Here is a 19,838-nt window from a genome sequence, read left to right as displayed (position 1 = left end):
ACCCGCGTGAAATACTCACTCCGTGATGGCGCGAAACAGGCAACCCGGCCAAGAGCCGCAGAGCGCCCGTGCGACATCAAGCGGTCAGCGGATGATCGGGCGGAAGGCCGAGCTCGGGCGGCTGGTCCGGGTGCTCGACGAGGCCGCCGGCGGGCTGGCGGGGGTCGCGCTGGTCGGCGGGGACGCGGGGATCGGGAAGACGCGGCTCATCCGGGAGCTGATCGAGCGGGCCAGGCGGCGCGATTTCGTGGTGCTGGTGGGTCAGTGCGCCGAGCTGGGCGACGCGTTGCCGTATCTGCCGCTTACCGACGCGTTGCGGGGGGCCGCGGGTGAGCCGGGGGGTCCGGTGGCGGTGGGGCTGGCGGCGCGGCCGGTGCTGACGCGGCTGCTCCCGGATTCGGACGCCGGGCCTGCCGACGCGGCGACGGGGGCGCTGGCGCAGCAGCGGCTGTTCGGGTCCACGCTGAGCCTGCTGTCGGAGGTGGCCGAACAGCGGCCGGTGCTGTTCGTGCTGGAGGATCTGCACTGGGCCGACCGGTCGACCCGGGACCTGGTCGTGTTCCTGACCCGGATGTTGCAGCGGGAACGGGTGTGCCTGGTAGGGACGTACCGGACGGATGATCTGCACAGGCGGCATCCGCTGCGGCCGGTGCTGGCCGAGCTGCAGCGGTTGCCGCTGGTCACCGGGGTGGAAGTGCCGCCGCTCGCGGACGAGGCGATGGCGACGCATCTGACCGGGCTCGGCGCCGGGGACAGTCACGCGATCGACGGGGTGGTGCGCAGGGCGGGCGGGAATCCGTTCTTCGCCGAGGAGTTGTTCGCCGCCACGGCCGGGTCGGAACGGCTGCCGGGCACGCTGGCGGACGTGTTGATGGCGCGTGTGGAAGGGCTGTCGGACACGGCGCAGCAGGTGCTCAGGGTGGCGGCCGTGGCGGGCCGGCGAGTGGATCACGAGGTGCTGCGGGCAGCCGCTGGGCTGGCTGACGGGCCGCTGGAAGAAGCGCTGCGGGAGATCGTTTCGCGGGGGCTGCTGGCGGTGGGGCGGCAGATCGGTTACGAGTTCCGGCACGCGCTGCTGCAGGAGGCCGTTTACGACGATCTGCTGCCGGGCGAGCGGACGCGGCTGCATCTCACGTTCGCGGGGCTGCTGACCGAGCGTGGCGGTTCCGCGGCCGAGCTGGCGCACCATTATTCGGCGGCGCATGATCTGCGGGGCGCGCTGACCGCCTCCGTCGAGGCCGGGCGGCGGGCCATCGAACTGGGGGCGCCCGCAGAGGCGCACCAGCACTTCGACCGGGCGCTGGCGGACTGGGCGCACGTCCCGGACGCCGAGCAGCTGACCGGGACGGACCGGGTCAGGCTCACCTTGGACAGTGCCGCCGCGGCGGCCGACAGCGGGGACTATCATCGGGCGATCTCCCAGCTCAAGCGGCTGCGGCAGCTGGTGGGGACGGCCGAGCTGGTGGCCGAGATCAACGAGCGCCTGGCGTACTACCAGGCGGACGCGGACGAGACGGCCGGGATGCTGGAGGCGGCCCACACCGCCGTGGCGGCGCTCGCCGACGAAGGGGAGAGCCCGCTGCTGGCCCGGGCGCTGGCGACCTACGCGCGCACCTTGTGGATCAACGAACGACCGCAGGAGGCGTCCGCGACGGCCGTCCGGGCGCTGGAGGTGGCGCGGCGGACCGGCGCGGTCGACGCGGAGACCGCCGCGCTGGTCTCACTGGCGTTGATCGAGGAGGTCACCGGGGCGGCGGAACGCGCGGAGGAGTTGCTGTTCGGGGCCGCCGCGCAGACGTCCGCCAACCTGTCCATCAATCTGCGGGCACGGTTCAACCACGCCAGAGTGCAGTACGAACGGGGCAACCTGGCAGCCGCCGGGAAGTCCGCGGAGGAAGGGGTCAGACTCGCACGCGAGACCGGCCTCACCTGGAGCATCTACGGCACCGACCTGCGGTTCCTGCAATATCTCGTGCACTACGTGGACGGCGACTGGACGACGGCCGAGACGCTGGCCAACGGGTTCGGCGTCCGCGTCGGCACCATCGCGGAAGCCGTTCTGTCGTCGTTCGCGCTGTTCGTCGAGGTCGGGCAGGGGCGGCCCGCCGCCGTCGAGCGGCTGCGCTGGCTGGAGCCGTTCTGGTCGCAGGACGAGCTGGTGGTCTACATGGCGCGCGGGCTGGCCGCCGAGCAGGCGATGTGGCAGGGCGATCCCGCGACCGCCTGGACCCACGCGCAGGCGGTGATCGACACGCTCAAGCCGTTCGACGCCGGGCTGATCCGGATCGCCGCGACCGGCTTGGGGGCGCTGGCCGAGCTGGCCGCGGATCCTCATGTCGGCGCGGAGCAGCTCCGGGTTCTGCGGCAGCGCGCCGACGACACCCTCGCCCTGGGGCGATACGCGGCGGCCAACGGCATGTCCGGAGCACGTGGCGAGCTCGGTCCGGAGGGCCGGGGGTGGGCGGCCCGCGCCGAAGCCGAGTGGCATCGTGTGCACGGCACGGCGACGCCGGAGGTGTGGCGGGCAGCGGTCGAGGGATTCTCGTTCGGGTTCTGCTACGAGGACGCGCGGTCTCGCTGGCGGCTGGCCGAGATCCTTTTGGAGACCGGGGACCGGGAGGCCGCGCAGGCCGAGTGGGCGATCGCCACGGAGATCGCCGGGCGGTTGCGGGCCGCGCCGCTCGGGCAGGTGCTCGCCGAGCTGGGACGGCGGGCGCGGTTCTCGATCGACGCTGGTGGCGATGAGCGCGCCCCGGATGAACGGAACGTGCTGGCTTCGCTGACCGGGCGGGAGCGGGAGGTGCTCGCGCTGGTCACGGCGGGCAAGTCGAACCGGGAGATCGGGGAGCGGCTGTTCATCTCGCAGAAGACCGCCAGTGTGCACGTGTCGAACATCCTCGCCAAGCTCGGGGCTGCCACCCGGACGGAGGCGGCGGCGATCGCGTACCGGGAAGGTCTCGCGCAGTCGTCGGGATGACGGAAATAATCTGTAGGCAACAGGCCCTTCGCGAAGGATTTTGGAGGTCAACGGTGACCCGCCACATCGTCTCCGTCATCGGTGGTAAGGACGGCCAGGCTGTCCGGTCGTACCGGTCGATCAATCCGGCCCGGGTGGAGCAGGTCGTGGCGGAGGTGGGGCTCGCGGACGCGGAGACGTTCGCGGGGGCCTGCCGGGTCGCGGCGGAGGCGCAGCGGGAGTGGGCGAAGGTGCCCGCGCCGGTGCGAGGGCGGGTGATCGCGTCCATCGGGCGGCTGGTCGAGGAGAACGCGGAGACGCTGGCCCGGCTGGTGACCGAGGAGATCGGCAAGCCGTACGCGGAGGCGCTGGGCGAGGTGCGGGAGATCGTGGACACCTGCGATTTCTTCCTCGGGGAAGGGCGCCGGCTGTATGGGCAGACGGTGCCGTCGGAGATGCCGGACAAGAGTCTGTTCACCTTCCGGGTGCCGGTGGGGGTGGCGGCGATCGTCACGGCGGGGAACTTCCCGGTGGCGGTGCCGTCGTGGTATCTCGTTCCGGCGCTGTTGTGCGGGAACGCGGTGGTCTGGAAGCCGGCCGAGTACGCCGCCGCTTCCGCGCACGCGCTTTATCGGCTGTTCGCGGCGGCGGGGTTGCCGGATGGGGTGCTCAACATCGTGTTCGCGGATGGGGAGGCGACGTTCGCGGGGTTGGATCTGGCGTTGGGGGCCGGGTCGGTGCAGAAGGTCGGGTTCACCGGGTCTTCCGCGGTGGGGCGCAAGATCGGTGAGCTGTGTGGGCGGCATCTGCAGGCGCCGTGTCTGGAACTCGGTGGCAAGAATCCCATGGTGATCATGCCGGACGCGGATCTTGATCTCGCCGTCGAAGGTGCGCTATTCGCCGGGTTCGGTACGGCGGGGCAGCGTTGCACCTCGCTCGGTACGGTGATCGTGCACGAGTCCATCCACGATGAGTTCGTGGCCCGGTATACGGCCGCCGTTCATGGGTCGGTGATCGGGGATCCGGCTGGGGATGTGATCTGCGGGCCGCTGCTCGATCACAAGTTCGCTGAGCGGTTCGAGGACTATCTGGGGTGGGTCCAGCCTCACCATCGGGTGGTCACTGGGGCCACCGGAAGGATCAGCGAGAGCAGTCCTCGTGGTGAGTTCACCGGTGAAGGTGGCCTTTACTACCATCCGGTCGTCGTGGACGGCGTACGCCCCGATGACCAAATCTTCCTCGAAGAGACCTTCGGGCCGATCGTCGGTGTGACGACCTTCCAGACTCTGGACGAGGCCATCGGACTCGCCAACAAGCCCGGGTACGGACTCTCGTCGTCGATCTACACCAATGATCCGCACGCCGCGTTCCGGTTCCGGGAGGCGGTCTCCGCTGGAATGCTCAGCGTCAACAACTCCACCTCGGGTGCCGAAGCTCATCTGCCCTTCGGGGGTAACGGCAAGTCCGGCAACGGCAGCCGTCAGTCCGGTGTGTGGGTGCTCGATCAGTTCACGCGCTGGCAGGCCATGAACTGGGACTACTCCGGCCGCCTCCAGAAAGCCCAGATGGACGTAGCCGAGATCGTCCCCGACCGCGATTTCCGCCTCTAATCGCTGTATCCGGATGGGCCAGCCGCCAAGTCCTCGCCGTCATCCGGCGCCGTTAACGCAGGCGACACTCCCCACCGCACCGGCGCCAAGAGCGGCCGGTCCATCCCGATGAACACCCATCAGAACGAGCTGGACAGCCGAGTCCTCGCCATCATCCGGCGCCGTTAACGCAGGCGACGCTCCCCGCCGCACCGGCGCCAAGAACGGCCGGTCCATCCCGATGAACACCCATCAGAACGAACTGGACAGCCGAGTCCTCGCCGTCATCCGGCGCCGTTAACGCAGGTGATGCTGCTCGCCGCGTCGGCGCCAAAGCTGTCGGTCAGTTCGGTAAGGCTCCGAGCCTCGGTTGAGGGTTCGAAGCGCGACAGGGTTGTAGCGGACCGAGGCTTGAGTTCGGGGTTCTTGTGCGTGGTTGAGATGGGTGCGTGCCGCGCGGCATTGGGCGGCACGCGGTTGGGCGGGGTCAGGTGCAGGTGGGGACCTGGGTCCAGTAGCCGGGGCGGGTTTGGCGGAGGGAGGTGGTGGTGCCGGTGGTGCCTAGGTATTGGCCGGAGCCGGTGGCGTAGGCGAGGAAGAAGAAGCGCACGGTGGCACGGCCTGCGGCTGCGTGGGCGCTGTTCACCGCTCGGAAGCAGGGTTGCGGTGTCGGGGTGGGTGTCACGGAAGGACGGGGGGTCGCGGAAGCGGTCGGCGTCGCGGAAGGAGTCGGGGTCGTGGAGCGGGTGGGCGTCACCGAGGGGCTGGGGGTTGCGGAAGGAGACGGTGTCGCTGAGGCGGTGGGGGTCGTGGAAGGGGTCGGGGGTGTGGTGCCCGTGGTGGTTTGGAGCAGCGTGTTGGGGGAGCCGTTGCCGGGGGATGTGACCTTGCCCGGGATGGCGGCGGTCACCAGGGCGTCGCGGATTTGCTGTGGGGTGGCGGTGGGGGTGACCGACAGGATGAGGGCTGCGGCTCCGACGACGTGAGGGGTGGCCATGGAGGTGCCGCTGATGGTGTTCTTGGCGGTCGCGGAGGTGTGCCAGGCGGAGGTGATGTCGGTGCCGGGGGCGAAGATGTCGAGGCAGGAGCCGTAGTTGGAGTAGGTGGCGCGGGCGTCCGTGCGGGTCGTCGCGCCGACCGTGATTCCGGCGGGTACGCGGGCCGGGGACGAGTTGCACGCGTTGGCGTTGCTGTTGCCGGCGGCGAGGCCGTACACGACGCCGGAGTTGATGGAGTTGGTGACGGCGGTGTCGAGGGCCTGGCTGGCGGAGCCGCCGAGGCTCATGTTGGCGACCGCGGGTTTGGTGGCGTTCTGGGTCACCCAGTCGATGCCCGCGATGACGCCCGAGGTGGTGCCCCGGCCGCTGCAGTCCAGGACGCGTACGCCGACCAGGCGCACTCCCTTGGCCACGCCGTAGGTGGAACCGCCGACGGTGCCGGCGACGTGCGTGCCGTGGCCGTTGCAGTCGGTGGCGTCGGCGTCGTTGTCGACCAGGTCGCGGCCGGAGACGGCGCGCCCGCCGAAGTCCTGGTGGGTGGTGCGGATGCCGGTGTCGACGATGTACGCGGTGACGCCGCCCCCCGTGGCCGTGTACGAGTAGCGGTTGTTGAGCGGCAGGGCGGGCTGGTCGACCCGGTCGAGGCCCCAGGAGGGCGGGTTGGGCTGGTCGGTGTGGAGCGTGATCACCTGGTCCCGCTCGACGTACGCGACGTCGGGGTCGGCCGCGAGCCGCCGCGCCTGGGCGGCGCTGGCCCGCAACGAGAAGCCCTTGAGCGCCCGCTGGTAGACATTCTTGACCTGCCCGCCGTTCTCGGCCACAAGGTCACGCGACTGAGCCCGCACGTCCCCTTCGCGCGGATCCTTCAGCACCACGATGTAACTCCCGGCGACCGCATCCGGCGACTCTGCGCCCAAGACGACTCCCCCGGATACGGCATCGCGTCCGGAGCCACCAGCACCTTCAGCAACCGCTGCGGCCCCCGAAACCGGGAAGGCCACACTCGCGAACACGGCGACGAGCAGGAGGGCCGCGACCCGCGACCTCCCGCGACGGAACCCGCTCGGAGAGGCGGGGCCAAGGGCTCGGGGGGAAGAGGGCATTGGGGGTCCTTTCCTGGAGGCAAGGTCCGAGCTTCCAGGAAATTTCCGGTCGAATGAGGTCGTATGTCATTTTCGATCTGACGAGCGGAGGGCGCGGAGGACGGCGAGTACAGTCGGCAGTTCGTCGTCGGCCAGGGAGTCGATCAGCTCGCGGAGCTCCTTGCGGTGGGCGGCGGGGTCGTCGGTGAGCCACCGCCCGCGCGGCCGGCGCGGCCCCAGCAGGGTGACGAGCGAGTGCGCCGGCAGCCCGAGGATCACCTCCAGCTCCCCCACCGCGGCCAGCGACGCCGACCGCTCGGGCCGGGACCGCCCGCGCTGCCAGTTGCTCAGGCTGGCCAGGCTGACCTGCGCGCCGCGTTCGGCGAGCCGTACGTGGAGGCGTTCGAGGGAGAGGCCCCGGGCCGCGATGGCGGCCCGGAGCGCCCGTTCGAACGGACCGGTCCGGAGGAGTACGGCGAGTTCCCGTTCTGTCCCACGCACCCGGTCAGCTGCCACATATTTCACATTTCCACCGCACGGCGGTGGCGTCCATCACTGCTGCGTGATCTTCACATCATCTATTCCGGCCTCGACCAGTGAGGCGGTCGAGGCGTCGGCGGCCTGGATCGTGATCTGCACGGACTGCCCCGCGAAGGCGGAGAGGTTCGCGGTGGCCGTCGTCCACGCGCCGTTGCGGTTGCTGGCCGCCCCGAGCTGCTGGAACACCTGCGTGCCGTTGACGAACACGCGCAGGTAGTCGGCGTTGGAGGAGTTGGACCCGTGCGCGAGGTACCACGAGAAGGACAGCGTGAGCGTGCCCGAGGCGGGCAGCGTGATCGACGGCGAGCGGATCGACGTCACCCCGCCGTCCACGTCGAAGTCGCCTGCGGAGGCCCCGGCCGAGGCTCCGGTGACCAGGTCGAACGTGCCGCTCACCGTGGTGCCGAGCTGCTTGGCCCCGCTGGAGGTGGTGGCGGCGGGATCGGCCCGCTGCCACTGGCCCGACGTGGCCGTGTCGGTGCCGAGCGGGTTGACCGTCCAGCCGGTGGCCGTCTCGAAGGTGTCGCTGTAGACGGAGGTCGGCGGGGTGGCGTTGCAGTACTGCACGTCCTTGCCGATGATCCGGTAGACGCAGTCGGAGTATTCGAGGAAGCGGAGCACGGCTTCGCGGTTGCGGGTGGTCTGGGTGACGATCTGCTCGTCCGGCGGGTAGAAGCCCGGGTTCGAGCTGACCGGATACATCTCGAAGGTGTACGAGAAGATCTTGTAGACGCCCCACATCCAGTCGTCGATGGAGCCGTCGGTGATGTAGAGGTCGCTGGCCTGTTCGGGCGTGTAGCCGTTGGTGGAGGCCATGTTCTGCCCGAGCGCCGCGTGTGCGTCCCGGTCGTCCTGGGTCAGCCCGGGGGCGGTGTTCGCGGTGGTGTACCCGTACGGCCAGAGGATCAGTTCGCCGTAGGTGTGCCAGTCGATGGTCGACTTGATCTGCTGTACGCCGCCGACGACCCGGCTTCTGACGAAGTCGGCGACAGCCCTGACCTCGGGGGCGGATTCGGCGGAGGGACCGCGGTAGGTCTCACTGGAGGTGCTGCCGGACGAGCCGCCGCAGCAGCCCCACTGGTAGCCCCAGTTGCGGTTGAGGTCGGTGCCGACGGCCGAGGATCCGCTGTTGGGCTGGCGGTTCTTCCGCCAGGAGCGGTAGGAGCCGGTGGCGATGTCGTACTCGCCGCCGTCGGGGTTGAGGTCGGGCATGATCCAGATCTCCCGGCCGTTCACGATGTTGGTGATCCGGGAGTCGGTGCCGTAGTTGTCGGTCAGGAGGTTGAGCAGGTAGATCGACATTTCGACGGTCATGTGCTCGCGGGCGTGCTGGTGCGCGGTGAACAGCACCTCGGGCTCGTTCTCGTCGGTCGCCACGTTGTCACTGATCTTGATGGCCATCAGGTCGCGGCCCTGGTACGACGTGCCGTAGCTGATCTTCCTGGCGATGCCGGGATGGTCGGCGACCACCTGGTTCACCACCGCCGTCATCTCGGCGTAGTTGTGGTACGCGCTGTCGGCCGCAGGGAAGTCCTGCAGCTTCGGCACGCTGGGGGCGAGCTGTTTGGGAATCACGGTGACGGTGTAGCCGAGCTGCCTGATCGCCGCGACCTCGTCCTCGGTGGCGGTCACGACGACCGAGGACGCCGCCACTTCGTCGATGGCCGCGCCGGTTGCGGCGATGTCGCTGCGCTGGGGCTGCGTACTGGCCCCTTCGACCCGGTACTGACGGTTCGGCAACGGTTCCGCCGCTGACTGGGACGCGCTCGCGCCGGTGAATCCCCAGGCGCAGAACAGCACGAACAGTGCGAACCCCGTTAAGACGCGTTTCACCCTTTTTGACCTCCATCAGCAGACTTGTCCACAACGTGAGTTGGCGACATGCCTGGTTCAAGGGCGTCACACGCGCGAAGGTCAAGAGAGTTAAGCCACAGAGTCAGATCGCTGCGCTTCTCACCAATACTGTGATTTTTCAGCATTTACAAAGCGCGAGTGCGGGAGAAGACGAAGGCCCGGCCTCCCGAAAAGGAGACCGGGCCCGCGAAAAGAAACGGATCAGACCGGCTTGTCCCGCCCGTCGTACCCGAGCAGCCGCATCGCCACGTCCGGCTCCATCGCGGCGGCCAGCAACTGGGCCCGCTCATTGGCCCGGTCCCTGGCCTCCTCGGCCCGCTTGCGGGTCGCCTGCTGCGACCGCAGCAGCGCGATCATGGCGCCCACGATCCCCACGATCACGAGGAATCCGGCGAGGATGGCGATCATGGTGCCCATGCCGAGCCCGCCGCCCGCGGCAACCGTGTCCGCCGACTCCGGCGTCATGCCGCCGCCGAAGGTCACGGCCAGCACGACCACGAACACGGCCAGCGCCAGCGACGCCCCGAGCAGCGCCCACAGCATGCCGCGCGACTTCGGCTTCTCCTCCACCGGCTGGTACGGCTGCGCGTAGGCCGGCGGCGGAGGCGCGTACGCCTGCGAGTACCCGGGCGGAGGCGGCGGAGCGGGCTGCCCCCCGCCGTTCCACGGCACGAAGTCCGGCTGCGCCACCTCGGCGACCGCCCCGTTGTTGCCGTTGACCGGGACGATCTCCGCGGACGGGGCGAAGTTCGGCGGCGCGCCGAACCCGGGCGCCCCGAAACCGGGAGTGCCCAGACCCGGACCCGACGTGATCGCCGCCTGCACCGGCTCCAGCTGGAGCGTCGGGCGCGCCACCGGCAGCGGCAGCATCGACTGGCCGTGCTCCAGGTGCGCCTGCAGCGCCGCCTGGTGATAGGCCTCGATCTCCTCGATGAACTGCACGTCCTTGTAGACCGCGCCGTTCACGACCGTGCCCTGCACGCCGTCCATGACCGCCTTGACGTCGTCGCCGCTGAGCGTCTTGTAGGTCTCCAGGGCGTGCGCGACCGCGAGCACCTCCTCCCGGTTCTCCCGGAGGATGTCCTCGGCCTTCTCCAGCAGCCGGCTGAGCGCGAACTCGATCCGCCGGCCCAGCTCGTCGGGGACGATGCGGTCGTTCTTGCCGATGCCGGGCTTGTCGGCCAGGAAGCCGATGCCCGGCGGGCCGCCCCGCTTGCGCTGGTCCGGCGCGCCCGGCATGATCCCCATCTGCTGCAGCGCGGGCAGCGAGGCGATGCCCGCGCCCATGCCCCAGTGGGACTCCATGTGGCCGGCCACCAGGGTGGCGCTGGCCAGGTCGCCGGAGACGCCGGAGGAGTTGTCGTCGCCGAAGAACAGGCGCTCGCCCGCCAGCGAGGCGAGGGAGACGAGGATGTCCGCCTCGTAGGTGGAGCGCCATTCGGTGAACTGGTCCTCGACCGGGATCTGGGACACCATGCCGAGGTAGTACGAGCCCTTCTCGATGGTGGCCAGGTCGATCTCCAGGTTGTGCTGGACCCGGACGGCCATGACCGCGTGGCAGGCCTCGTGCACGGCGGTGGCGTGCCGCTCGCGCTCGACGTACTCGACGCCTTCGGGCGGGCCGAGCTTCTTGAGGTGCTTGGCCTTGATGACGTCCTGCCAGGTGATGACCTCGCGGCCGTCCCGGATGGCGGTGATCAGGGACTCGTTGACCAGGTCCTTGATCGTCGCGCCGGTGCCGTACGGCGTGATGACGGCCAGCTTCTCCATCTGGGCGTCGGTCAGCTCGTGGTTGACCTTGCCGAAGTAGCCCTGGTACGTGCGGAGCCGGCCCGCCTTGGACGGGTAGCCGACCTTGTAGATGCGGTCGATACGGCCCGGCCGCAGCAGCGCCTCGTCCAGCGCGTTGGGCATGTTGGTGGCCATCATGACGAGGATGCGGTACTTCGGCGGGGGCTTGGGGCGCATGCCGAGCAGCCGCCGTACGTGCCGGTTGATGATGCCGCGGGGTTTCTTCAGGCCGGACAGCTCGGTGAGCAGGGCCTGGAGGGTGCCCATGTCACCGCCGCCGTTGCCCATGCCGCCCATCATGAAGAAGTTGCGGCGGGTCTTCGGCTCCTCCGGCGGGGAGAAGGTGCTGGACATGCTGGACAGCGTCTCCCGGGACAGGTAGGAGAAGCCGTTGCACTCGCCCTTCCCGAACGCGCCGGTCATGCCGGGCCCGGTCTGCGGGCCCTGCTGGGCCAGCGAGCCGCGGCGCCCGAGCGAGTCCGCCTCGTCGAAGAAGACGATCACGCCGCCGTACCGCAGGGCCAGCTTGCGCAGCTTGCGGAAGAGCGACTTGACCTTGAGGATGCCGATGCCCATGAACATGTTCACGAACGCGCCCGGATCCACGAACACGTACGGCTTGCCGGTCTCGCCCGCGACCGCCTCGGCCATCAGGGTCTTGCCGGTGCCGGGCGGCCCCCACAGCAGCAGGCCGCTGGGCACGTAGCCGCCGCGGTCCTCGATCTCGTCGGGCCGCTCCAGGAAGACGATGTTCTCCTTGACCCGCTCGACGACGTGGTCCTGGCCCCAGACGTCGGCGAACCGGGTCTTGATGTCGTCGGGGAAGTAGGTCTCCATCCCGCCCCGGGACAGGAACCAGAAGATCAGTACGAACTGGAGCACCACGAAGACCAGCAGCATGCTGTACTGGATGATCATGGGGAGCCAGGACCAGACCAGCGCGGGGGCCTGGAACAGGGCCTGGATCGGCGTCGGGTCGTTGGGCAGCAGCTCGGCCAGGATGAAGGCGAGCAGGGTGATCCAGAACGCCCACTTGATCGCCCGGGCCAGGCGGAACCGGCCCCAGTCGCTGAAGCTGCGGTGGGTCCACCGCTCGAACCCGCCGAACACGCCCTTGGTCCAGAACCGGTGGTATCCGGCGGACCTCTCACTGATCAGGAAGTGCACCTGGCGGAGCACGTCCAGGCCGATCAGCCAGAGGATCCACGGGGTGGCCGCGGCCTGTTCGTAGAGGGCGTCCTGGAAGGTCATGATGCCCTCGTACTCGCCGAGGGTCTTCATGGTGAGCAGCAGGAACGCCACTCCCAGGAAAATGATGATCTTCGAGCGGTCCCAGAAGGCCATCTTCTTCCTGGTCTTCGGATCCCGGTCGTCGGGTCCTGAGCCCGGGGGGCGGAGCCCTTCGTACTGGGGTCGGGTGGCCGACTTCATGGCAGCGTCACCACCCGGGATTCTGATCTATGGACAAGGGGGGCTCCTTACCCGAGCGTCTTCCTGATCTTGAATGACTGGGTGATCCCGTCGAGCTCGGCGGCACGCTGGCGGTAGCAGGTGGCCGAGCAGCGTACGAGCAGGACCGAGACCTTGGTGCTGCCCGCGTTGAGATATCCGGTGAGGTCGAAGGTGTGCGTCTCGCCCGTCGCCCCGAGCTGGTAGTTGAAGCGCACGTGCACGCCGCTGGCGCCCTCACCGGGATCGAGCACCTCGTCGGCGAGCAGCTCGAAGTTCTGCAGCGGGAACTGCGGGTTCGCCTGCGTGACCTGATCGCGGAACGTCTTGGTCACCGGCCACACCCAGTTGCGCAGCGTGTTGAGCGACATGGTGTCGCGCTGCTCCTCGGTGAGCGGCTGGACCACCGAGTACACGAACGGCTCGTCGGCCTTGACGCCGAGGGGGATGAAATGTTCAGCCCCCGGGCTCTTGGAATCGCCGTCGAAGGCTGCCGTCCAGACGAACTGGGCCCGCATGCGGGCGGTCTCCGAGTTGGGATCCTCGCCGGTGAGGATCTGCTGGATGGGTTTGTGATCGACCTTTTGCCAGGACGCCGGAACCTTGAAATAGGTTTCGCCCTCATTGTCCCGGACATACGTGAACTGGGAGCCACCACATCCGGCGAGTCCCGCGACGAGTGCGCCCGCCACGAGGGTTGCCAAACTAGCGATACGCACCCGTGATCTTTTCACCTGGGCCATACCTCCGCTTTGCGGGTCTACGAGGTAGTAGTGCCCGTTTTCCAAGTATCCATCTCACCGTGACCGTGTTACATCTTGGAAAACTTGACCAAATCTTGCCCAGATCTTAGCTCGACTTGTTACATGATCACAGCACGCGTAAATCCGGGTTTACTTGAAGTATAAACCTCTCTTCCGCCTGTCCACGGCGTGCGATCTGGCTGAGGATGGAAAGGAAAACCACTGCGCGGACCGGGAGTCTGAGATGAGCGAACACGAGGTCGGCGGGGTCGGGCAAGACCTGGGCGACCCGCGGACGCGCGGACTGGAGATCATGAAACAGGTCTACGGCTGGGAGCACGTCGGCGACGCGCCCGGCGACTTCTTCGCCATGACGGTCGAGCACCTCTTCGCGCGGGTCTGGGGGCGGGGCGTGCTGTCGATGCGGGACCGGCGGCTGCTGCTGATCGCCCTGCTCGCCGGGCAGGGCCTGGACGACGCCCTCGGCGTGCAGCTCGACGCCGCGCTCCGGGCCGGCGAGCTCACCGCGGACGAGCTGCGGGAACTGGTCGTCTTCCTCACCCACTACGCCGGCTGGACCCGCGGCGCGAAGCTGAACGACCAGGTCGAGGAGATCATCGCGCGCACCCTGGGGTGAGCTCTAGGCTGCCTGCATGCCTACCGCACTCATCACCGGCGCGACCGCGGGAATCGGCGCGGCCTACACCCGCCGCCTGGCCGGCGACGGTTTCTCCCTGGTGCTGGTCGCGCGCGACCACGACCGGCTCGCCGCCGACGCGGAGACCCTCCACCGGCGGTACGGCGTCGCGGTCGAGGCCCTCCCCGCCGACCTGTCCACCGAGGCCGGCCTGGCCGCCGTCGAGGATCGGCTGGGCGCGGGGGTGGACCTGCTGGTCAACAACGCCGGGTTCGGCCAGCCCGGCGAGTTCCTCAAGGTCCCGGTGGAAGCCGAGCTGACCATGCTCAAGGTGCACTGCGAGGCGGTGCTCCGGCTCACCTACGCCGCCCTGCCCGCCATGACCGCGAAAGGCCGGGGCGGGATCGTCAACGTCGCCTCGGTGGCGGCCTTCTTCTCGCGGGGCACGTACAGCGCGAGCAAGGCGTGGGTGGTCAACTTCAGCGGCGCGGTGGCGGCCGAGGTGGCCGGCTCCGGGGTGCGGGTCATGGCCCTGTGCCCCGGTCTCGTCAGGACCGAGTTCCACCAGCGGGCCGGGATGGACGTCTCCGGCATCCCCGGCTTCCTCTGGCTGTCGGCCGACGACGTGGTGGGGGCGTCCATGCGCGACCTGGCGCTGGGCAAGGTGGTCAGCGTGCCGAGCCTGCGGTACAAGGCGATCGTGGGGATCGGGCGGCTGCTGCCGCGGAACCAGGTGGCCAGGATCTCCGGCCGGGTGAACCGCCGGTTCCGCTGACGGACGCGGCCACCACGACGGTGGCCACGCCCGAAACCGGCTATGGACCAAGGGGCTACGGCAGGCCAGGTCTGTTCGTCTCGGCGGCGACGCACGGCTTCTGGTCCGTGCAGCCGCTGCCCGGCGCCACCAGCGCGATCGAGGCGGTGAACGACGCGGTCACGCCCACGGGGATCTGGCAGTCCTGGGTGTAGGTGAGCGCGGCGCCGATGGGCAGGTCGGCGGTGGCGGCCACGTCGCCCGTGCCCTCCGCCGCCGGGCAGACGGCGCCGCCCGAAGCCGTGCACCTCCACTTGAGCGGCTTGAACGCGGGCGGCCAGGTGACCGCGATCCTGGCTCCGGTCAGCGGGCCGGGGCCGGGGTTGGCGGCGGAGGCGGTGTAGTTGAACCGGCCGCCGGCCGCGTACGGGTTCGGGCTGGACGCGATCTTCACGACGGCCTTGGTCGCGGCCGGCTTGACGGTGAGCGCGCCAACCACGGCGGCCGTGGGCGCCCCGGTGAGCGAGGCGGTGACCGGCACGCTGCCGAGCACGGCCCCCAGCCCGGCGGTCACGTCGAGCGCGATCGGCGGGTACGCGGCGCCCGGCGGCAGCGGGTCGCTCCGGGTGCAGGAGACCTTCTGCCCGCCGGTGGTGCAGATCCACCCGGGACCGGCGGCCCTGGTGACGGTCAGGCCGGCGCCGACGTCGTACCCGACGGTGACCGGTCCGGTGCTGATGCCGGCGTTGAGCGCGTTGGTGGCGGTCAGCGTGACGCTGCCCCCGACGCCCGCGGTGAGCTCCCTGTCGCCGCCCACCGTCAGCCTGATGTCGGCGTCCAGCGTACGGGCGGTGAAGCCGCCGATCTCGTGCACCGCGGCCGCGTTGCCGGTGGCGGCGGCCCAGCCGACCTTCAGCGTCTTGGGCAGCGGCTCCTGGCCGGGCAGCCGGTCCAGGTCCAGGTCGACGACGACCGGCTGCGGACCCTTGCCGTCCTGGAAGTCGACGGTGACGTTCATGATGTTGTCAGAGTTGATGCCGACGCTGACACGGCGTCTGGCGTCGGCCCGCCGGGTGGCCGCGTCGACGGCGATCGGGTGGGTGACCGGGTCGAGCGACTTGCCGAACAGATACTTGTAGCCGGCCGAGGCCGAGCCGCGGACGGCGACGGTGTTGGGCTTGAGACCGGGGCCGCCGGGACCGCCGGGGGTGCTGGAGAAGTTGCCGAACTCGTCGAAGCCGATGCCGACGAACGCGCCCGTCAGGCCGTTGTAGCCGAGGCCGCCGCCGGCCGCGCCGGGGTCGACCTTGGTCCGGGAACCGTCCACGATCCAGAAGGCGATGCCGTCCGCGCCGCGTTTGCCGTACTTGTCGGTGGTCGGCTTGCCTTTGTACTGGTACATGTCGAATTCGAGGGTGACGCCGCGATCGGCCCTGATCGGCTTGTCGAACAGCAGCGAACCCGCGTTGAAGGAGCTGTTGTCGGTGAGGCGGAACGCGCCGCCGCCGTCCGGGTCCGCCTTCGCCTTCCCGGCCACGACCTCCCGGCAGGCCGGCAGCAGGCCGGGCGTGCTGGCGGTGGCGGCCGTGGCGCACGGGTAGTCGACGCCCTTGGGGCTGCCGATCACCCAGCCGCCGGCCGGGATCCTGGCTCCGGCGAAGCTCTCGGAACTGAGCGTCTCCGCCAACGCGGGCAGGGTCGTGACGATGAGGCTGAGGCCGGCGAGCGCGGTGGTGACCGCGATGCGGCCCACCACCTGCGCTCTCCGCGGACGCAGGCGTCCGATATTCATGGCTTTCCCCCGATTTCAACGAATCCGCACGCCGGCCGCGCGCACTCCTCGAATCGGCGGAAATTCGCTCAGAAAGCCGATGTCGGGCACAGACCGCAAGGCCAGGCGTTCACGACATGTATCGGCAGTTCCGACCCAAAGGAAACATCAGCCAAATAGGTATAAATGGCGCTATATCCGCTTCACTTTGGGAACTCTTGAATCGCTACAGCAGCTCCACGTTCTCCCCCTCGCACCGGCGGCGGGTGTCGAAGATGTAGGAGGCGTGCTCCTGCACCAGCGCGTAGTCGAACACGTCGTGGTCGGTCAGCAGCACCACCGCGTCGGCCCGGCGCAGCTCCTCCGGGGTCAGGTCGACCGGCTCCACCCCGGCCGGCGGCGCCGCGAACGGGTCCACGGCCGCGACGTCCGCGCCGAGCCGCCGCAGCCGCTTGGCCACCTCGGCCGCGGGCGACTCCCGCGCGTCGCCGGTGTTCTTCTTGTACGCCATGCCGAGCAGCAGCACCCTGCTCCCCCGCACCGGCAGCCCCCGCTGGTTGAGCCCCAGCATCAACCGGTGCGCCACATAGTCGGGCATGTGCTCGTTGACGTCGTTGGCCAGCTCCACGAACCGGAAGTTGTGCCCCAGCGACCGCTTCACCTTCCACGACAGGTACGACGGGTCGATCGGCAGGCAGTGCCCGCCCACCCCCGGCCCCGGCACGAACCGCAGGTACCCGAACGGCTTGGTGGACGCCGCGTCGATGGACTCCCACACGTCGATGCCGAGCTCGGCGGCGAACACCGCCAGCTCGTTCACCAGGGCGATGTTGACGTGCCTGAAGGTGTTCTCCAGCAGCTTGGACAGCTCGGCCACCCGGGTGCCCGACACCGGGACGACCCGCTCCACGATGTCGGAGTAGAAGTCCGCCACGGCCCGCAGCGAGGACTCCGACACGCCCGACACGATCTTCGGCGTGTTGGCCAGCCCCCAGCGCGGGTTGCCCGGGTCGATGCGCTCCGGGCTGTAGCCGAGGTGGAAGTCCTCGGGCGCGCGCAGCCCGCTGCCGTCCTCCAGGATCTCCTGGAGCAGTTCCTCGGTGGTGCCCGGGTAGGTGGTGGACTCCAGGACCACGGTCTGGCCCCGCCGCAGCAGCGGCGCGATGGACTCGCCCGCCGAGACGATGTGGCTGAGGTCGGGCGCGCCGTCCCGCAGCGGCGTGGGCACCGTGATCACGCAGACGTCGAAGGCGGGCGACTCGGCCGGGTCCAGCACGGCGCGGTAGCGCCCGGCCAGCAGGGCCGCCTCCAGCCGGGCCGAGCTCACGTCCTCGACGAAGGACTCGCCCGCGTTGAGGAGCTTGACCCGGCAGACGTCGACGTCCACGCCCGTCACGTCGTAGCCGGCCTCGGCGGCCTCCACGGCGAGCGGCAGGCCGACGTACCCCTGGCCGATGACCATGAGTTTGCGCATGTCAGACCGTCCCGGCGCTGGTGAGGGTGCGTTCGAACCAGGCCACGGTGTGCTTGAGCCCGTCCCCGAGCGGGACCGGGTCGACGGTCGGGAAGAGGCGGCCGAGCCGGTCGCAGGCGGCCTGCGAGTGGCGCACGTCCCCGACCCGGGCGGGCACGTGCCGGACGGCCGGTGCCTTGCCCAGGATCTCGCCGATCATCGTGATCAGCCGGTTGACCGGCACCCGGGTGCCGAAGGCCAGGTTGACCGGGGTGTCGCCGGTGACCCGGCGCAGGGCCGCGTCGGCCAGCAGCCGGACGACCGTGCCGACGTAGGTGAAGTCCCTGGTCTGCTCCCCGTCGCCGTGCACGGTGACCGGCTCGCCGCGCAGCGCCGCGTCCACGAAGGCGGGGATCACGGCGGCGTACGCGTGCCCGGCGGCCTGGAGCGGGCCGTACACGTTGAAGAAGCGCAGCGGCAGCACCGGGAGCCCGAAGGACTTGCCGTAGGCCAGCGCGTACGCCTCGGCCGCCAGTTTGCTCGCGCCGTACGGGCTGAGCGGGCGGGTGGCCAGGTCCTCGTGCTTGGGCGAGACCTCGGTGTCGCCGTAGACGGAGGACGAGGAGGCGAGGATCAAGTGGGCCCCGCTCTTCCGGCAGGCCTCCAGCACGTTCACCGTGCCGGTCGCGTTCACGTCGTGGCTGGCCACCGGGTCGGCCAGCGATCTGGGCACGGAGGGCCTGGCGGCCAGGTGCACCACCGTGTCGGCGGCGGCGGCCAACCCGTCCAGCAGGGGCCGGTCCAGGATCGAGCCCTCGACGAGTTCGGCCGAGGCGCCCTCCAGGTTGGCGGCGCTCCCCGTGCTCAGATCGTCCAGCGCGACCACTCCGCGTACCCCGGGAAATCCCGTCAGAAAAGCGCAGAGATTCGCCCCGATGAATCCCGCGCCACCGGTGATCAGCAATCGCATATCCCACCCCAATGGCATGTGATCGATATTCGAGATCACTTTAGGACCGGGGTCGCGGAAATGCGTGTACCGAGATTTCCGTGTCGCCTGGCGGTTTAAATTGCCATTCACCGTCCGCCGGAAATATCCGCCAGAACCGGGTTGTGCTGATAAAGGTCCTCATACAGCGCGCGCACGTCGTCCACGAAACGCGGGATGCCGAACAGCTGCTCGGCCCGCGCGGCGGCGGCCCGGCCCATCCGCCCGGCCAGCGCCGGGTCGGTCAGCAGCAGGATCGCCGCGGCCGCCAGCTCACGGCTGTCGCAGCGGGCCAGCAGGCCGGTGTAGCCGTCCGCGACCACCTCGGGCACGCTGCCGACCCGGGTCGCCACGCAGGGCAGGCCGGACAGCCCGGCCTCGATCAGCGACAGCGGGGTGCCCTCGTTGTCGGAGGTGAGCAGCACCAGGTCGGCGGCGGCGTGCACGGTCTCCAGGTCCGGCCGCCAGCCGAGCAGATGCAGGCCCGGCTCGTCGCGCAGGGTCTCGGCCAGGTCGCCGTCGCCGCACACGGCGAAACGCGTGTCCGGCACCGCGCCGCGGATCAGCCGGGCCGCCGCCAGGAAGCGGTCGGGGCGTTTCACCTGGGTGATCCGGCCGATGTAGGCGACCACGGGCACCTCCTGCGGGAGGCCGAGCTTGGCGCGGGCCGCCTCCCTGGCCGGCAGCGGCGGCACCCGCGTGCCCGGGGGCAGCACCACGTATTTCTCCGGCCGGCCGATGCCGGCCGCCAGCAGGTCGTCCCGGACCTGCTCGCCGACCGCCACCAGGCGGTGGCTCAGCCGGGCCAGGCCGCGCTCGGTCGCGATCATCGCCGCCCGTTTGGCCCCGGTGAAGTAGCCGTGCAGCAGATGCCCGTGGAAGGTGTGCACCCGGGCCGGCACCCGGGCGATCGTGGCGGCCACCCGGCCGAGCGCGCCGGCCTTGGCGGTGTGGGTGTGCACGATGTGCGGCCGGAACTCGCGCATCTCCCTGACCAGCCGGGCCAGCGCGCGGACGTCGTCGCGCGGGCCGATCGAGCGGCCGAGGCCCGGCACCCGGATCGCGGTCGCGCCCTGCCCGCGCAGGTCGAGGTAGTCGCCCTCGCCCGCGGCCAGCGCGCCGGTGTAGATGCGCTGGTCGAACCGGTCCCGGTCGAGGTGCTCGAGGAGCGTGACCGCCTGGAGCGCGGGCCCGCCCACGTTCATCCGCGCGATCACCCTCATGACCCTGATT

General features: G+C 69.9%; 13 protein-coding genes. 4 read left to right on the top strand and 9 right to left on the bottom strand.

What is annotated here, in order from left to right; genetic code table 11:
* Nucleotides 1-91 precede the first annotated feature (91 nt).
* Together Aph01nite_RS42115 and Aph01nite_RS11545 are read left to right on the top strand one after the other, a co-directional pair.
* A complete protein-coding gene (locus tag Aph01nite_RS42115) occupies nt 92-2,977 on the top strand; it encodes a helix-turn-helix transcriptional regulator (RefSeq protein WP_204040819.1) in 2,886 nt (961 codons plus the stop codon).
* A gap of 53 nt (nt 2,978-3,030) precedes the next feature.
* Nucleotides 3,031-4,566 (top strand): aldehyde dehydrogenase family protein, encoded by a 1,536-nt coding sequence (locus Aph01nite_RS11545; protein WP_204040818.1) that lies wholly within the window; start codon nt 3,031-3,033, stop codon nt 4,564-4,566.
* A gap of 466 nt (nt 4,567-5,032) precedes the next feature.
* On the opposite strand, the gene Aph01nite_RS11540 is transcribed toward Aph01nite_RS11545, so the two are convergent.
* The 5 genes from Aph01nite_RS11540 to Aph01nite_RS11520 all read right to left on the bottom strand — a co-directional run bounded on the left by Aph01nite_RS11540 (nt 5,033) and on the right by Aph01nite_RS11520 (nt 12,951).
* The gene (locus Aph01nite_RS11540) at nt 5,033-6,460 is read right to left on the bottom strand and encodes a S8 family peptidase (protein ID WP_239161591.1); all 1,428 of its coding nucleotides are present in this window, start codon (nt 6,458-6,460) and stop codon (nt 5,033-5,035) included.
* Nucleotides 6,461-6,712: 252 nt separating this feature from the next.
* On the bottom strand, nt 6,713-7,141 hold the full coding sequence (locus Aph01nite_RS11535; protein WP_204040816.1) for a hypothetical protein: 429 nt from the start codon (nt 7,139-7,141) through the stop codon (nt 6,713-6,715).
* A gap of 36 nt (nt 7,142-7,177) precedes the next feature.
* The gene (locus Aph01nite_RS11530; RefSeq protein ID WP_204040815.1) at nt 7,178-8,998 is read right to left on the bottom strand and encodes a M14 family metallopeptidase; all 1,821 of its coding nucleotides are present in this window, start codon (nt 8,996-8,998) and stop codon (nt 7,178-7,180) included.
* Nucleotides 8,999-9,220: 222 nt separating this feature from the next.
* Entirely contained in the window at nt 9,221-12,241 is a 3,021-nt protein-coding gene (locus Aph01nite_RS11525; protein WP_204040814.1) for an AAA family ATPase, read from the bottom strand.
* A 47-nt stretch (nt 12,242-12,288) separates the two neighbouring features.
* Entirely contained in the window at nt 12,289-12,951 is a 663-nt protein-coding gene (locus tag Aph01nite_RS11520) for a hypothetical protein (protein ID WP_204040813.1), read from the bottom strand.
* Between the two features lie 295 nt (nt 12,952-13,246).
* Between Aph01nite_RS11520 and Aph01nite_RS11515 the strand changes: the two genes are divergently transcribed.
* A complete protein-coding gene (locus Aph01nite_RS11515) occupies nt 13,247-13,639 on the top strand; it encodes a carboxymuconolactone decarboxylase family protein (protein ID WP_204040812.1) in 393 nt (130 codons plus the stop codon).
* Between the two features lie 16 nt (nt 13,640-13,655).
* Complete coding sequence (locus Aph01nite_RS11510) at nt 13,656-14,414, top strand: SDR family NAD(P)-dependent oxidoreductase (RefSeq protein WP_204040811.1); 759 nt, start codon at nt 13,656-13,658, stop codon at nt 14,412-14,414.
* A 55-nt stretch (nt 14,415-14,469) separates the two neighbouring features.
* On the opposite strand, the gene Aph01nite_RS11505 is transcribed toward Aph01nite_RS11510, so the two are convergent.
* From Aph01nite_RS11505 to Aph01nite_RS11490, 4 genes are all read right to left on the bottom strand, one after another.
* Nucleotides 14,470-16,185 carry an L-type lectin family protein gene (locus Aph01nite_RS11505; RefSeq protein ID WP_204040810.1) on the bottom strand — a complete coding sequence of 572 codons (1,716 nt, stop codon included), beginning with the start codon at nt 16,183-16,185 and terminating at the stop codon, nt 14,470-14,472.
* Nucleotides 16,186-16,390: 205 nt separating this feature from the next.
* Nucleotides 16,391-17,638: a nucleotide sugar dehydrogenase gene (locus tag Aph01nite_RS11500; RefSeq protein ID WP_204040809.1), complete on the bottom strand. Its 1,248-nt coding sequence runs from the start codon at nt 17,636-17,638 to the stop codon at nt 16,391-16,393.
* 1 nt (nt 17,639) lies between these two features.
* Nucleotides 17,640-18,587 (bottom strand): NAD-dependent epimerase/dehydratase family protein, encoded by a 948-nt coding sequence (locus Aph01nite_RS11495; RefSeq protein WP_204040808.1) that lies wholly within the window; start codon nt 18,585-18,587, stop codon nt 17,640-17,642.
* Nucleotides 18,588-18,694: 107 nt separating this feature from the next.
* A complete protein-coding gene (locus Aph01nite_RS11490; RefSeq protein WP_239161590.1) occupies nt 18,695-19,828 on the bottom strand; it encodes a glycosyltransferase in 1,134 nt (377 codons plus the stop codon).
* Nucleotides 19,829-19,838: the final 10 nt, after the last annotated feature.

The organism is Acrocarpospora phusangensis, assembly GCF_016862995.1.
GTDB lineage: Bacteria > Actinomycetota > Actinomycetes > Streptosporangiales > Streptosporangiaceae > Acrocarpospora > Acrocarpospora phusangensis.
This window is presented reverse-complemented; position numbering and strand designations above follow the sequence as displayed.

Coding starts and splice junctions, on each gene's coding strand:
- Aph01nite_RS11495 (WP_204040808.1), bottom strand. CDS start 18,587: ATGCGATTGCTGATCACCGGTGGCGCGGGATTCATCGGGGCGAATCTC.
- Aph01nite_RS11500 (WP_204040809.1), bottom strand. CDS start 17,638: ATGCGCAAACTCATGGTCATCGGCCAGGGGTACGTCGGCCTGCCGCTC.
- Aph01nite_RS11490 (WP_239161590.1), bottom strand. CDS start 19,828: ATGAGGGTGATCGCGCGGATGAACGTGGGCGGGCCCGCGCTCCAGGCG.
- Aph01nite_RS11510 (WP_204040811.1), top strand. CDS start 13,656: ATGCCTACCGCACTCATCACCGGCGCGACCGCGGGAATCGGCGCGGCC.
- Aph01nite_RS11525 (WP_204040814.1), bottom strand. CDS start 12,241: ATGAAGTCGGCCACCCGACCCCAGTACGAAGGGCTCCGCCCCCCGGGC.
- Aph01nite_RS11505 (WP_204040810.1), bottom strand. CDS start 16,185: ATGAATATCGGACGCCTGCGTCCGCGGAGAGCGCAGGTGGTGGGCCGC.
- Aph01nite_RS11515 (WP_204040812.1), top strand. CDS start 13,247: ATGAGCGAACACGAGGTCGGCGGGGTCGGGCAAGACCTGGGCGACCCG.
- Aph01nite_RS42115 (WP_204040819.1), top strand. CDS start 92: ATGATCGGGCGGAAGGCCGAGCTCGGGCGGCTGGTCCGGGTGCTCGAC.